Source organism: Pseudomonas mucidolens, from assembly GCF_900106045.1.
GTDB classification, from domain to species: domain Bacteria; phylum Pseudomonadota; class Gammaproteobacteria; order Pseudomonadales; family Pseudomonadaceae; genus Aquipseudomonas; species Aquipseudomonas mucidolens.
Map to the genome: position 1 here is coordinate 4,239,731 of NZ_LT629802.1, position 14,500 is coordinate 4,254,230.

Annotated in this window: 12 protein-coding genes; 6 read left to right on the top strand and 6 right to left on the bottom strand. The window is 59.9% G+C overall.

Going from position 1 to position 14,500, the window contains the following annotated elements:
* Positions 1-91 precede the first annotated feature (91 nt).
* Positions 92-544 carry a hypothetical protein gene (locus tag BLU75_RS19575; RefSeq protein WP_090221538.1) on the bottom strand — a complete coding sequence of 151 codons (453 nt, stop codon included), beginning with the start codon at positions 542-544 and terminating at the stop codon, positions 92-94.
* Between the two features lie 109 nt (positions 545-653).
* Between BLU75_RS19575 and BLU75_RS19580 the strand changes: the two genes are divergently transcribed.
* Complete coding sequence (locus BLU75_RS19580; RefSeq protein ID WP_084381953.1) at positions 654-1,997, top strand: MATE family efflux transporter; 1,344 nt, start codon at positions 654-656, stop codon at positions 1,995-1,997.
* Positions 1,998-2,047: 50 nt separating this feature from the next.
* Here BLU75_RS19580 and BLU75_RS19585 read toward each other — a convergent pair whose 3' ends face one another.
* The 5 genes from BLU75_RS19585 to BLU75_RS19605 all read right to left on the bottom strand — a co-directional run bounded on the left by BLU75_RS19585 (position 2,048) and on the right by BLU75_RS19605 (position 7,512).
* Positions 2,048-2,965 carry an IS110 family transposase gene (locus BLU75_RS19585; RefSeq protein WP_084381955.1) on the bottom strand — a complete coding sequence of 306 codons (918 nt, stop codon included), beginning with the start codon at positions 2,963-2,965 and terminating at the stop codon, positions 2,048-2,050.
* 247 nt (positions 2,966-3,212) lie between these two features.
* Positions 3,213-5,126 (bottom strand): arginine decarboxylase, encoded by a 1,914-nt coding sequence (speA, locus tag BLU75_RS19590; protein WP_084380952.1) that lies wholly within the window; start codon positions 5,124-5,126, stop codon positions 3,213-3,215.
* 210 nt (positions 5,127-5,336) lie between these two features.
* Positions 5,337-5,708: a translation initiation factor Sui1 gene (locus tag BLU75_RS19595; protein WP_084380951.1), complete on the bottom strand. Its 372-nt coding sequence runs from the start codon at positions 5,706-5,708 to the stop codon at positions 5,337-5,339.
* 196 nt (positions 5,709-5,904) lie between these two features.
* The gene (locus BLU75_RS19600; RefSeq protein ID WP_084380950.1) at positions 5,905-6,441 is read right to left on the bottom strand and encodes an NUDIX hydrolase; all 537 of its coding nucleotides are present in this window, start codon (positions 6,439-6,441) and stop codon (positions 5,905-5,907) included.
* A gap of 3 nt (positions 6,442-6,444) precedes the next feature.
* On the bottom strand, positions 6,445-7,512 hold the full coding sequence (locus BLU75_RS19605) for a DUF2333 family protein (RefSeq protein WP_084380949.1): 1,068 nt from the start codon (positions 7,510-7,512) through the stop codon (positions 6,445-6,447).
* A gap of 274 nt (positions 7,513-7,786) precedes the next feature.
* On the opposite strand from BLU75_RS19605, the gene BLU75_RS19610 reads away from it, so the two are divergent.
* The 5 genes from BLU75_RS19610 to accC all read left to right on the top strand — a co-directional run bounded on the left by BLU75_RS19610 (position 7,787) and on the right by accC (position 14,115).
* On the top strand, positions 7,787-9,457 hold the full coding sequence (locus BLU75_RS19610) for a response regulator (protein ID WP_084380948.1): 1,671 nt from the start codon (positions 7,787-7,789) through the stop codon (positions 9,455-9,457).
* Between the two features lie 1,248 nt (positions 9,458-10,705).
* Entirely contained in the window at positions 10,706-11,473 is a 768-nt protein-coding gene (locus BLU75_RS28370; RefSeq protein WP_414860574.1) for a methyl-accepting chemotaxis protein, read from the top strand.
* A gap of 327 nt (positions 11,474-11,800) precedes the next feature.
* Entirely contained in the window at positions 11,801-12,256 is a 456-nt protein-coding gene (gene aroQ, locus BLU75_RS19620) for a type II 3-dehydroquinate dehydratase (RefSeq protein WP_084380946.1), read from the top strand.
* 24 nt (positions 12,257-12,280) lie between these two features.
* A complete protein-coding gene (accB, locus tag BLU75_RS19625; protein ID WP_084380945.1) occupies positions 12,281-12,736 on the top strand; it encodes an acetyl-CoA carboxylase biotin carboxyl carrier protein in 456 nt (151 codons plus the stop codon).
* A gap of 17 nt (positions 12,737-12,753) precedes the next feature.
* On the top strand, positions 12,754-14,115 hold the full coding sequence (accC, locus tag BLU75_RS19630; protein ID WP_084380944.1) for an acetyl-CoA carboxylase biotin carboxylase subunit: 1,362 nt from the start codon (positions 12,754-12,756) through the stop codon (positions 14,113-14,115).
* Positions 14,116-14,500 lie beyond the last annotated feature (385 nt).

Below are 14,500 nucleotides of genomic sequence, written 5' to 3' on the forward strand. Positions count from 1 at the left end.
GTTTTACATCGGCCTGAAAGCTCGCACTGAATCCAAAATCGACTCGGCTTAACCGGTCGCCCCAGGAGGCGAAGGGACTGACCGCGAGATATTACCGTTTTACATCGACCTGAAAGCTCGCACTGAATCCAAAATCGACTCGGTTTAACCGGTCGCCCCAGGTGGCGAAGGGACTGACCGCGAGATATTGCCGTTTTACATCGACCTGAAAGCTCGCACTGAATCCAAAATCGATTCGGTTTAACCGGTCTCCCCAGGTGGCGAAGGGACTGACCGCGAGATATTGCCGTTTTACATCGGTCTGAAAGCTCGCACTGAATCCAAAATCGACTCGGTTTAACCGGTCGCCCCAGGAGGCGAAGGGACTGACCGCGAGATATTGCCGTTTTACATCGACCTGAAAGCTCGCACTGAATCCAAAATCGACTCGGTTTAATCGGTCGCCCCAGGAGGCGAAGGGACTGACCGCGGGATATTGCCGTTTTACATCGGCCTGAAATCTCGCACTGAATCCAAAATCGACTCGGCTTAACCGGTCGCCCATTTTATCAGCACACTTCGGTCGGTCCCCTCGCCCCTTTGGGGAGAGGGTTAGGGTGAGGGGTGGCTCTGAGCATCATCGCAGTTACAATACCGCTCCCCAAGGAGCCCCAATGACTGCCCTGCTCACCGACTGGCGCCACCGCCCCACCCATCGCCGGGTCTGGGCGCTTGCCGCGCCGATGATTCTGTCGAATATCTCCGTACCGCTGGTGGCGTTGGTGGACAGCATGGTCATCGGCCATCTGCCTCACGCCCATCAACTGGGTGCCGTGGCCGTGGGAGCGAGTCTGTATACCTTCCTCGCCTGGGCCATGGGGTTTCTGCGCATGGGCTCCACCGGCTTTGCCGCGCAGGCAGCCGGACGTGGCGATGGTGCCGCATTGCGACAGATTCTGTTGCAGGGATTGTTACTCGCGCTCGGACTGGCGATGGTACTGGGCACCCTCGGCGTGCCGCTGAGCGGTGTGGCGCTGGACTGGATGCAGCCGTCGCCGGAACTGAATCAACTGACCCGCGAGTTTTTCCACACGCGCCTGTTCGGCCTGCCCGCCGCCCTTGCCAGCTACGCGCTGGTGGGCTGGTTCCTCGGCACACAAAACGCCCGTGCGCCGCTGGCGATTCTGTTGACCACCAACCTGGTGAACATCGCTTTGAACCTGTGGTTTGTGCTCGGCCTGGACTGGGGCGTCGTCGGGTCGGCACGGGCCTCGGTGATTGCCGAATGGACCGGCGCTCTGATCGGCCTGGCCATGACGCAAAAAGCCCTGCGCGCCTATCCTGGCCATATCGCCTGGACGGCGCTCAAGGCATGGCAAAGCTGGCGCCCGTTATTGGCGGTGAACCGTGACATCTTTATCCGCAGCCTGGCGTTGCAGTCGGTATTTTTCATGATCACTGTGCAAGGCGCCCGATTAGGCGATGCGACGGTGGCGGCGAATGCGCTGCTGCTCAATGGGCTGCTGCTGACCGCCCACGCCCTGGACGGTCTGGCCCACGCGGTGGAAGCCTTGTGTGGCCACGCCATCGGCGCCCGTGACCGCCAATCCTTGCGCCGCTCACTGGTGGTAGCCGGCGGTTGGTCGCTGCTCGCCAGTGTCGGTTTCGCGTTGCTGTTCACCCTCGTGGGTCATCTGTTTATCGCCATGCAGACCGATATCCCCAGCGTGCGCGCGACCGCCGACCTTTACCTGCCGTACCTCGCGGTGCTGCCGCTGATTGCGGTATGGAGCTATCTGTTGGACGGCCTGTTTATCGGCGCCACCCGTGCACGGGAAATGCGTAACGGCATGCTGCTGACGGTGCTGATTGTGCTGCCGTTTGCGTGGGCGTTGCAGGGGCTGGGCAACCACGGACTGTGGATGGCGTTCCTGCTGTTCATGGCGGTTCGCAGTCTGACGCTGTGGGCAATCGCATGGCGACTGAATCGGCAGGGGCTTTGGTTAGGCGCGAGCTGAAGGAGCGCAGTCCAAAAATGTGGGAGCAACTGTCTTCACCATGCCATTCGTCACCGCCACTCAGTGCCATCTCGCAACATGGCATTGAGCCTAATCAGCAGTACACGCATGCAGGCGATGAGCGCGACCTTCGCGCTCTTACCTCGCTCTCGAAGGCCTTCGTAGCGTGCCTTGAAGTCGGGCTGATGGCGGATTACAACCCAGCAGGACATGTACAGAGCCCGTCTGACACGGGCTCTGCCTCCATAGATATGTCGCTTCCCGCTGTGATTACCGCTGTCGTCGTTCAAGGGCGCGATACCTGCCAAGGCCGCAACCTCACGGCGATCAAGCTCACCTAGTTCGGGCAGATAAACCAGCAAACTCGCGGTGGCAACCGTACCGATACCTTTAACAGAGATGAGCCGCTGGGCTTTTTCTGCGTCCAGTTCGTGCATGCTCTGATTGATGGCCTTATCAAGTTGCCTGATTTGCGTTTGCAGGAAGTGAATATGGCCTTTGATCAGCGCAATAACGGCTGGTAGCTGGGCTTGCTGAAGACGGCGCTTATTGTCGTCTCGTTGCTGAACGAAATGCTCGCGCTGCTGAACCAGCTCGCGGAGCGCTTCACGCTCAGGCGAAATAACCTTGCTGCTTGAGGCATTCAGCACTTCAGCAAAGTCTGCTAGAACGGCCGCATCAATAGCGTCAGTCTTCGCATTCTTGCCCATCGCCACGGCAAAGGATCTGGCTCGGCGAGGATTGACCCTGAGCACCTTGAAGTTTGCGCCTTGCAGAGCCGCCATGGCATTACGCTCATAGCCCCCGGTGGCCTCCAGCAAAATCAGACTGACTTCAAACTGACTCAATCGTCGAATCAGCTCAAGAAATCCTTCTGAAGTGTTTGAAACATCGAAACCTTCGCTCTGTGGTTTAACCCAGACGACAAGGTTTGATTTTGAGATGTCGATACCGACCCAGGAAATCATGGCAAAACCCTCTTACACTCAGATGTGAGAGTGCTCTGGCTTTGCCCACGCTTGTGATTTCGAGTGGCTGCTCGTCCAACTGTTCGGGCTTGTAGGCCAGAGTGGAAAGGTGGATGGCAGCTCGGCTCCCACACGTGCTTTGAGCACCGCGGACTTGCAGCTTGCCATCCACCCCTCTCACCCCAGAGTTTATTCCTAGATCAAGACACAAGCGGGCTTGCTCCCACAATTTGGACCTCTGCCTGCCTTATGAGGACAGGTAAGACGAACGCGTCAGCCCCAACCGCAAAGCATCAAGGAACTGCGTACGTTCGCTGGCGCTGATCTTCGCGCTGGCGCACTTGTCGCGGTAGTGCGTCATCAACTCCTCCGGCGACAAGTGCACGTATCGCAGCATGTCTTCGATGGTGTCGTGGGTCTCGATGCCGGCGCTGTACACCGAACCATCTTCACGCTGGTAAATGTTCACCGAGTCGGTGTCGCCGAACAGGTTGTGCATGTCACCGAGGATTTCCTGGTAAGCGCCCACCAGGAAAATCCCCAGCAGGTAGTCCTCGCCGTCCTTCAAGCCATGCACCGGCAGGCTGGTCTCGATGCTCTGCTCATCGACGTATTGCTTGATCTTGCCGTCGGAGTCGCAGGTCAGATCCTGCAGCACCGCACGACGCAGCGGCTCTTCGTCGAGACGGTGCAGCGGCAGGATCGGCAGCACCTGGCCGATGGCCCAGGTGTCCGGCAGGCTCTGGAATACCGAGAAGTTGCAGATGTACTTGTCGGCCAGCTTGTCGTTGAGTTCGTCCAGCACCTGGCGATGGGAACGCTGGCGCGCCTTCAACGAGTTGTGCAGGCGCCGGCATACGGCGAAGTAGCACTGTTCAGCCAGGGCTTTTTCCGCCAAGGTCAGCTTGCCATCGGCGTATTGGGTAGCCACATCACTCATGTAGTGCGTGGCGCGCCAATAAGTTTCGGTGACCATTTCGATGTCGGTCGGGCCCAGCAGGTCCACCAGCCATTGCACGGTTTCCGGCAGGGTTTCCTTGTTTTCGATGACCGGCACGTCATCGTTGTGTTTCTCGACGTCGGTGACTTGCACCACCAGCATGGCATGGTGGGCGGTCAGGGAACGGCCGCTCTCGGAGAAAATGTGCGGGTGCGGCAGGCCTTGGGCATCGCAGAATTCCTTGAGCATGCCCACCACGACACCGGCGTAATCGTCCATATCGTAGTTGATCGAGCTGGCGTTACGCGAGTGAGTACCGTCGTAGTCCACGCCCAGGCCGCCACCGACGTCGATGTGATCCACCGGCAGGCCGAGGTTGCGCAGTTCGCCGTAGTAACGGATGGCTTCCTTGAACCCGTGCTGGTAGTCCGCCAGGTTGGCGATCTGCGAGCCCATGTGGAAGTGCAGCAGGCGGATGCCCTGATCCAGGCCGGCGCCGCGGAAGCGCTCAACCACCGACAACAGCTGTGCCGCCGACAGGCCGAACTTGGATTTTTCGCCGCCGGTGTCCGCCCACTTGCTCGACGCCAGGGACGACAGGCGCACTCGCAGGCCAACCTGTGGCTTGACCTTGAGGTTGGCCGCTTCTTCGATCACCAGCGCGACTTCAGACTCTTTCTCGATCACGATAAACACGTTGTGACCGAGTTTCTGGCCCATCAACGCCAGGCGGATGAACTCGCGGTCCTTGTAACCGTTGCAAACAATGGTGCCGCCCTTCGGCGCCAGGGCCAGCACGGCCAGCAGCTCCGGCTTGGAGCCGGCTTCCAGGCCAATGGAGACGTTTTGCGTGGCGATGATGTTTTCGATCACCGCTTCCTGCTGGTTGACCTTGATCGGGTACAACGCGGTGTATTTGCTCTGGTATTCCAGGCGCTCGATATTCGCGTCGAAGGCACCGGTCAACTGGCGAACGCGATCTTGCAGGATATCCGGGAAGCGCACCAGCAGCGGCAGGGACAGACCACTTTTGCGCAGTTGGTCGACTTGTTCATACAAATCGACGGGGGTGCTGTTCGGGCCGTTCGGACGGACTTCAACGCGACCGGCATCATTGATCGCGAAATATCCGGCCCCCCAATGGCGAATCCCGTAAACACTGCGGCTGTCCGCAACTGTCCATTGGCTGCCATCGTCTTTGCGTGTACGTCGTACGGACATCGAAGTCCCCTATATAAAGTCGAAGAGCGCCACCCAAGTCAGAGGCTGGCGCAGTCTAAAGTGTGAAAATGACGATTTGCCTGCAAGGGAGGTAGACCCCACTCGCAGGACAGAGTTTAGACACCGGTCAGGAACAGGCTCTGTGAAACCCATGGGGACGACAATCAAGCGATAAGCCGCAGGTCATCGGGGTGGGTTTCACAGAGGCTGCTAGCCGCCGGACTTCTTGGCCTTGTAACCGAGCTTGATCAGCTCGCCCAACAGCAATTCGACATGATCGCCCTGGATTTCGATGACCCCGTCTTTCACAGCGCCTCCGGTGCCACAGCGCTTTTTCAGCGTGGTGGCCAACTCCTTGAGCGGTTCGCCAGCCAATGGCACACCGCTGATGGCGGTCACCGTCTTGCCGCCACGGCCTTTGCTCTCGCGCCGTACGCGGGCAATGCCATCGCCTTCGGGAATCAGGGTCTGTTTGCAGGTACAGGCATCGACGGGCTGGCGACAGTCCGGACAATGACGACCTGCGTCGGTGGAGAATACCAGGCCACCAAGGGCGGCGAAGGATGCGGCTTTTTTGGCCACCGGCAATCCTCTTGGGAGGACAAAGACTGATCAGGACCTGCAACCGGTCACTGACCGCGAAACCCCACTCAGGCAGGGGCAGCGCAACCGAACCGCAGGGATCATGGATCCTTCGGCGGTTCGGCTTGAAAAGTCGCGCAGTGTAACCACAAAAAGCGCCCTTGCTAAGAGCCAAATAGCGCCATTTCATGCAAGTTTAGCGACGTGCGGCCAGATAGCGTTTCAACGCAGCCAGGGAGTCGGGGCAATAGTCCTTTTGCTGGATGTCCTCGAGCACCGCTTCAATCGACATGAAACGCGCTTCCAGCACCTCTTCGGGCTGCAAACGCAGCGGCCCATCCCATACCGCCGAGAACGCCGAGCACCAGAGCCGGTTATCGGTATCCTCGAAAAAAAAGTGATCGTGGGCGGTCAACTCCACGCCGCTGACGCCCAGTTCCTCTTCCAGTTCCCGCGCCGCCGACTGAGCATACGTCTCGCCGGCCGCCACCATCCCGCCCGCCGCCACGTCCCAGTAACCGGGATAGATGGCTTTACTCAGGGTGCGACGATGCACACACAGCTCACCTGCGCCATTGAACAACATGATGTAAGTGCCGCGCCCGATCAGGCCGCGCTCGCGCAGGTCGGCGCGTACCAGGGAGCCGAGCAGATTGTCCTGCTCGTCGACCCAGGCAATGTGTTCGGCATCCGAGGCCGCGCGGTGGGCGGCCTCTTTGCTGCTATCGCTCATCGATCAACCCTGGTTGAGCAGTTGACGCAGGTCGATCACCGCCGCGTTGGCCCGGGAAATATAGTTGGCCATGACCAGCGAGTGGTTGGCCAACACACCATAGCCACTGCCGTTGAGGATCATCGGGCTCCACAGGGTTTCCTGCGACGCTTCCAGTTCACGAATGATCTGACGCACGCTGACGGTGGCGTTCTTCTTGGCCAGCACATCGGCGAAGTCGACTTCGATGGCACGCAACAGGTGGGACAAGGCCCAGGCCTGGCCGCGCGCTTCGTAGAACACGTTATCGATCTGCATCCACGGTGTTTCCACCACTTCTTCGTCGACCTGCGGCACCTGACCCGGCGCCAGGGACTCGGTTTTCAGGGAGGTGTTGAGCTTGACCCGGCCGACGCTGGCCGACAGCCGTTGCGACAATGAGCCCAAGCGGGTGGCGACGTCCCCCAGCCAGTTGTTCAGGTTGTCGGCACGCGCATAGAACAATGCGCCTTTCTGATTGGGATCCGACAGCCGCGCTTCATAGCGGCTCAGGGAGTTGATGCCTTCCTGGTATTCCGATTCGCTGGACGGCAGTACCCAGCTCTTGTTGTCGAAGTTAAAGCGCGGCTCGGCCTTGGCCAAGTCGGCATCTTCCGCCGATTGCGACTGGGAGCGGGCAAAGTCCTTGCGCAGGGCACGGGTCAGGTCACGCACCTGGACCAGTACGCCGTATTCCCAACTCGGCATGTTGTCCATCCACAGGCCTGGCGGAAAACGGTCGTTGGAAATGTAACCGCCTGGCTTGTCGAGCAAGGTGCCCACGACCGTCTTGAGGGTTTCAACAGTGGTGAAACCCAGCACCATTTTCTTGCCTTCTTTCTCAGCCGCGATTTGCGCGTTCTGCTGGACCGGAAATAAATCAGGCTCGGAACTCCAGTACCAACCCAGGGCACTGGTGACCAACAGGTACAAGACAACCAGGGTCAGCAGGGCCCGGCTCATCAGCAGATTGCGAAAATAGCTGCGGGAGGCTGACTTCGGCGCTGGGTTTGGGCCCGGAGCGCTGCCTGTACGGTTTTTCCAGTCCAGCATGGCGAATATCCTTTCAGTCACTTGAGTTCAATAGCTACGACCACAACCCTACCCCATCGTGCCCGCGCGTGCGGGGCTTTTAATCAGAGTGGCGCCAAGGCGAAGCTGAACTATAAAGGAAGCACGCTTTTGCGCCTACTTGACCTACCGGTCAGCAAACCAATAGGCGGGACCTTGCAGTTAATTGACGTATGACACCCTTGCAAATCTAAAGAGATGCTAGCATAGAGCCATCAGTCGATCTCAGCATGCGCCCTTACCTAGTAGTCAGGATATGACCGAGTCAGAAGATCCCAGCCGTGAGCGTCTCAAACACCATTTTGCCCAGCGCGTAATCCATCAGGCACGTCAAATCCTCGAGATCTGGCAGCGCCTACAGCGCAGCGAATGGTCGAGCGCCGATTTGTCCGAACTCAGCGAAGCCAGCCTGCGTCTGTTGCGTTTCGCCGAGCGTTTCGAACAAGCCGAGCACGGTCAGCTGGCGCGGCACATCATCGACTCCCTCAAAGCGGTGAACGATAACCGCGGCCGCCTGAGCAGCAGCCTGATCGGCGAACTCAACCGCTTGATGCAGCGCTTGTCACGCACCGGGTTGCGTCAGGGCGACCACCTTGATCAAACCCTCCTGCCGCCGATGCGCAAACCGATCTACGTGATGCTGGCCGATCACGACCGCGCCGAGCGACTGGCCAAGCAGCTGGAGTTTTTCGGCCTGAGCGCACAATCCCTCGACAGCCTCGCAGCCTTCCGCGCCTGCATGGCCGAGCGCCTGCCCGCCGCGATCGTAATGGACGTGGACTTCTGCGGCCCCGGCGTAGGGCTGGAACTGGCGGCCGAAGCCCAGACAGGCCTGGAGCAGAAACTGCCGCTACTGTTCTTCAGTCTGCATGAGACCGACACCCCGACCCGCCTGGCCGCTGTGCGGGCGGGTGGTCAGGAATTCTTGACTGGCACCCTGGAAGCCTCGAGCCTGCTGGAAAAGATCGAAGTACTGACCTGCGTCGCCCAGTACGAACCTTATAAAGTGCTGATTATCGATGACTCTCGTGCCCAGGCCATGCACACCGAACGCCTGCTTAACAGTGCCGGGATTATCACCCGGACGCTGATCGAGCCGATTCAGGCCATGGCCGAACTGGCGGATTTCCAGCCCGACCTGATTATCCTCGATATGTACATGCCTGCCTGTACCGGCACCGAACTGGCCAAAGTCATTCGCCACAACGACCGTTATGTCAGCGTGCCGATCATTTACCTGTCGGCCGAAGACGACCTGGACAAACAGTTGGATGCGATGAGCGAGGGCGGCGACGACTTCCTCACCAAGCCGATCAAGCCCCGCCACTTGATTACCACGGTGCGCAATCGCGCGGCGCGCGCCCGTCATCTCAAGGCGCGGATGGTGCGCGACAGCCTGACCGGCCTGTATAACCACACGCACATCCTGCAATTGCTGGAGGACTGCAGCTTTCGCGCCCGTCGCGAGAGCAAGCCACTGAGCTTTGCGATGCTCGACATTGATCACTTCAAGCGCGTCAACGACAGCCACGGGCATCCCATGGGCGACCGGGTCATCAAGAGTCTGGCGTTGTTTCTCAAGCAGCGGCTGCGCAAGACCGACTTTATCGGGCGTTACGGCGGCGAAGAATTCGCCATTGTCATGCCCGACACCGACCTGGATGCGGCCTGCAAGGTGCTCGACGAAATCCGTGGGCGCTTTGCCGAAATCCACTACCCGGCCCAGCCGCAAGATTTGTGGTGTACGTTCAGCGCGGGTGTCGTGGAACTGTGCGATGACTCGGACAGCCTGATGATGGCCGCCCAGGCCGACGAAGCGCTGTACCGTGCCAAGGATGCCGGGCGTAATCGGGTGGTGGCTTCGGACACCGCAAGGCAAAGTGCCATCTTTTCATCGAACTCCACCCGCTCCGTCATAACGCTGTAATGAAAACGCAATAACTTCAGGCACTTATCTTTCTGCCGTTGGTTGAAACCACGCATGCGCCTGAAGCTGCTGACGAATTTGAACACTCTCCTGCTGGTTGCCGTTTGCCTGGCCCTGGGCGCTACGCTCTGGTGGTCACAACGCGCGCTGGAGCGACCTTATCAACTGATGGAGCGCTATCTGGGCCTGTCCCAGGCCTTCCAGAACCAGACCGCGAGCAATATCGAGGATTACCTGTCCAGCGGCGATGCCTTGCGCTTGAGCAGCGCCAGCCAGAGCGTGGAAAACCTGATACTGCAACTGGATGAGTTGCCGCCGCAGTTGACGCAAGAACTGCGCCCCAGCCTTCTCGACCTGGACAGTTTCAGCAAGACCGACCTGCTGGCCGCCGGCAAATTGGCCGGTGACCCGCAGGGATTGCTGTTGCAAGCCGAACGCGAACTGGGCGCCAATCTCGAACAACTGAGCCAGTACGCCACAGGCGTCGACTCCGTTGACGCTGCGCGCTATCTGCCGCCACTGCTGGCGGCGTCCCAGCACCTGGCCAAGCTGTCACTGGCCCGGGACAAGCTGGTCAGCAGCGGGCGCAGCGAACTGGCCGGAGATGTAGAGCGCGGACTCGCCAACATCCGCGACCAGGCGGCCCTGCTTGAACAACTGCCACTGTTGGGCGTCACCGCCAGCAGCGAGTCCAACAGCGACGATTTCTCCGCGATGATGGGCCTGGAAACCAGCGAAAAAACCCTCGCCCAGGATACTGGCGTTGACCTCAAGCGCGAGCTCAATAGCTTGTTGACACGTTACCCGGCTGAACTTGCGCGCACCCGCGAGCTAATCCAGAAACGCGCCGACCTGGCAGCCGCCACCCACCTGAAAATCGATACCGTGCAACACGCCATCGCCACGCTGGAACCGGTGGTGCGCGCTCAACACGGGCAGATCCAGGGCGAAGTGCGCTTGATACAGGGGGCGATGATTGGCCTGATCCTGCTGATCGCGTTGCTGATCGATACCCTGCAACGCCGGCTGTCGAGAGTCCTGACCAACCTGGCGCCGGCACTGTCCACTTGGGCCGAAGGCGATTTCAGCCAGAACATCGCGCTGGGCAAGACTAATCGCGAACTGCAAGACATCGAGGAATCCCTCAATCGCCTGCGGGCCTATCTGGTGGATCTGGTCGGCACCATCAGAGGCAATGCCGAGCAAGTGGCCGGCAGCAGCGGCGCCTTGGCGGAGCTGAGCAACAGCATGCACCAAGGCGCTGAGCGCCAGGCCGGTGACACCGCGCAAATCCGTGACTCCCTGGGCGAGCTGGAGGCCACCATTCAACAAGTTGCCGGTGACGCCAGCCAGGCGGCCGATGCCAGCCGTAGCGCGGGCGACGCGGTGGAGCATGGGCAGCGGGTGATCGGCTTGAGCCTGACCGGCCTGCACGCGCTAGTGGGCGAAGTCCAGGACAACGCCCAGATGATTGAAAAACTCGCTGAAGAATCCGCCACTATCGGTAGCGTACTGACGGTGATTCGTTCAATTGCCGATCAGACCAACTTGTTGGCGCTGAACGCCGCCATCGAAGCGGCCCGCGCCGGGGAAGCCGGACGCGGGTTCGCGGTGGTCGCCGACGAAGTCCGTTCCCTGGCGCAGCGCACCGCTGGCGCCACCGCAGAAATCCAGACCCTGATCGCCGGCCTGCAAACCGCCGCCCGACAATCGGTGGAAGGTATGCGCGCCCAGGTCGAACACGCCGAAGCTACCGCCCAGCAGGCTCAGGCAGCCGATGGCGCACTGGATGAAATCGTCGGTGCGATACAGACCATTTCCGAGACTGCCGTGCGAATTGCCGATGTCACGGCCCAGCAGAGCGATGCGGTCAGTGAGATTCGGGATAACAGTGAGCGGATTCATCAGTTGGGCGAGGATAATTTGCTGCGCATCGGCCAGGGTCGCAGCCAGGGCGAACATTTGCTGGTGCTTGGCGGGCAACTCAACACAGCCGTACAGGCGTTCCGTGTTTGATTCGATTCCGGACTTTGTGAAGAGCGGGGGCAACGCCGCCTTCTCACTGTAGGAGCGAATTTGCTCGCGAAAAACCCGAGAACGCCTTGGGGTGCCAGATTTTCCGCGTCATCGTTGAGGTCCTTCGCGAGCAAGCTCGCTCCTACAAGGAGGACTGCGGTCGCAACCCCGCCCCCACACCCATGACCAAACCTTCCAGCCTAGTCACAAATTTTGCGCAATCCTCGCTCATCGTGCTGGCTATTGCAGAGAACTGGACAGTCACAAAGGCTTTGCGGCATAGTCGCCGGGTTCTGCCGTCCCTCAATCAATAACAAGGAACAGCCGATGGCGACCTTACTGGTTCTGCACGGACCCAACCTGAACCTGCTCGGCACCCGCGAACCGGGGGTCTATGGGGCAGCGACCCTCGAGCAGATCAACCTCGATCTGGAAAGACGAGCCCGTGAAGCCGGCCACCATTTGCTCTACCTGCAAAGCAATGCCGAGTATGAATTGATTGATCGCATTCACGCTGCCCGTAGCGAAGGCGTGGACTTTATTCTGATCAACCCCGCCGCTTTTACGCACACAAGCGTTGCATTACGTGACGCGCTGCTGGCGGTGAGCATCCCATTCATCGAAGTGCATTTATCCAACGTGCACAAACGCGAAGCTTTCCGCCATCACTCTTACTTCTCCGACGTTGCGGTAGGAGTGATCTGCGGCCTTGGCGCCAGCGGTTACCGACTGGCCCTGGAGGCCGCCCTGGAACAACTTGAAGCCCCGGCTATACGCCCCTGACCGACCCTTGGGAGTTGATGATTCATGGATATCCGTAAAGTTAAGAAACTGATCGAACTGCTGGAAGAATCCGGTATCGACGAGCTGGAGATCAAGGAAGGCGAGGAATCCGTACGGATCAGCCGCCACAGCAAAACCCCAGCCCAGCAATTCTACGCGCCACAGATGCAAGCACCGGCCGCTGCCGCACCAGCCGCCGCGCCGGTTGCCGCTGCCCCTGCAGCTCCCGCCGAGCCTGTGCTGAACGGCTTCGTGGTCAAGTCGCCAATGGTCGGTACTTTCTACCGCACCCCGGCACCGACCTCGCCAGCTTTCGTTGAAGTGGGCAAAACCGTGAAAGTCGGCGACACCATTTGCATCGTGGAAGCGATGAAGATGATGAACCACATCACCGCTGAGAAAGCCGGCGTGATCGAATCCATTCTGGTAGAAAACGGTCAGCCGGTTGAGTACGACCAGCCGCTGTTCACCATCGTTTGAACCGCGGAGCGCCTTCGATGTTGAAACCTGCGAAGAAACTGCAAAAAGTCCTGATCGCCAACCGCGGCGAGATCGCGCTGCGTATCCTGCGCGCCTGTAAGGAAGAGGGCATCAAGACCGTCGCTGTTTACTCGACGGCCGATACCGAATTGATGCACGTGAAACTGGCGGACGAAAGCATCTGCATCGGCCCGCCACTGGCCACGAACTCGTACCTGAAGGTCTCGAACATCATCGCCGCGGCCGAAGTGGCCGGTGCTGACGGCATTCACCCGGGCTACGGCTTCCTCGCGGAAAACGCCGATTTCGCCGAACAGGTGGAAAAATCCGGGTTTGCCTTCATCGGCCCGAAAGCCGACACCATTCGCCTGATGGGCGACAAGGTATCGGCCAAGGCCGCGATGATTGCCGCGGGCGTGCCGACGGTTCCTGGTTCCGACGGCCCGCTGCCCGAAGACCCGGAAACCGCACTGCGCATCGGTCGCGAAGTCGGCTACCCGGTGATCATCAAGGCCGCCGGCGGCGGCGGTGGTCGCGGCATGCGCGTGGTGCACAAGGAAGAAGACCTGATCGAAGCGGCCAAGCAGACTCGCGAAGAAGCGGGCGCCTGGTTCAGCAACCCGATGGTCTACCTGGAAAAATACCTGACCAACCCGCGTCACGTGGAAGTCCAGGTATTGTCCGACGGCCAGGGTCACGCCATCCACTTGGGCGATCGCGACTGCTCGCTGCAACGCCGTCACCAGAAGGTCCTGGAAGAAGCCCCGGCACCGGGTCTGGATGAAGATGCACGCCAGGAAGTGCTGGCGCGCTGCGTCAAGGCCTGCATCGACATCAACTACCGTGGCGCCGGCACGTTCGAGTTCCTGTACGAAAATGGCCGCTTCTACTTCATCGAGATGAACACTCGCGTGCAGGTAGAGCACCCGGTATCGGAAATGGTCACGGGCGTCGACATCGTCAAGGAGATGCTGAGCATCGCCGCTGGCAACACGCTGTCGTTCACCCAGGATGACGTGAAGATGCACGGCCACTCCCTGGAGTGCCGGATCAACGCCGAAGATCCAAAAACCTTTATCCCGAGTCCAGGCCTGGTCAAGCATTTTCATGCTCCGGGCGGCAACGGCGTTCGCGTCGACTCGCACCTGTACAGCGGCTACAAGGTCCCGTCCAACTACGACTCGCTGATCGGCAAGCTGATCACTTGGGGCGCAACCCGCGACGAGGCCATGGCCCGTATGCGCAATGCCCTGGACGAAATCGTGGTCGACGGCATCAAGACCAACATCCCGTTGCATCGGGATCTGGTTCGTGATGAAGGTTTCTGCGAAGGTGGGGTCAACATCCACTACCTGGAACACAAGCTGGCCAACCAGTAAGTTTGTGCTCCGACCAACAAAGCCGCCTTCGGGCGGCTTTGTTGTATCTGCAACAGCCGCGGTGTCGAACTCATTGCTCAGGGCAAAGCGCTTCCCCGCGACCAGCATTATCTGAATCCCCGTTTTCATGTGGCAAGGGGGGCTTGTCCTGTGGCGAGGGGGCTTGTCCCCCGTTGGGCTGCGCAGCAGCCCCCCCAAAAAATCACTGCGGTCCTTCAGTCCCAACTGGGGTGACAGGTTTGGGGGCTGCTACGCAGCCCAACGGGGGACAAGCCCCCTCGCCACAGGACAAGCCCCCTCGCCACAGACAAGCCCCCTCGCCACAAGGTCTTGCTCTCGCGTAAACTGGCGCGCTTTCGTGGCCGGACATGGCTGCACACACTCA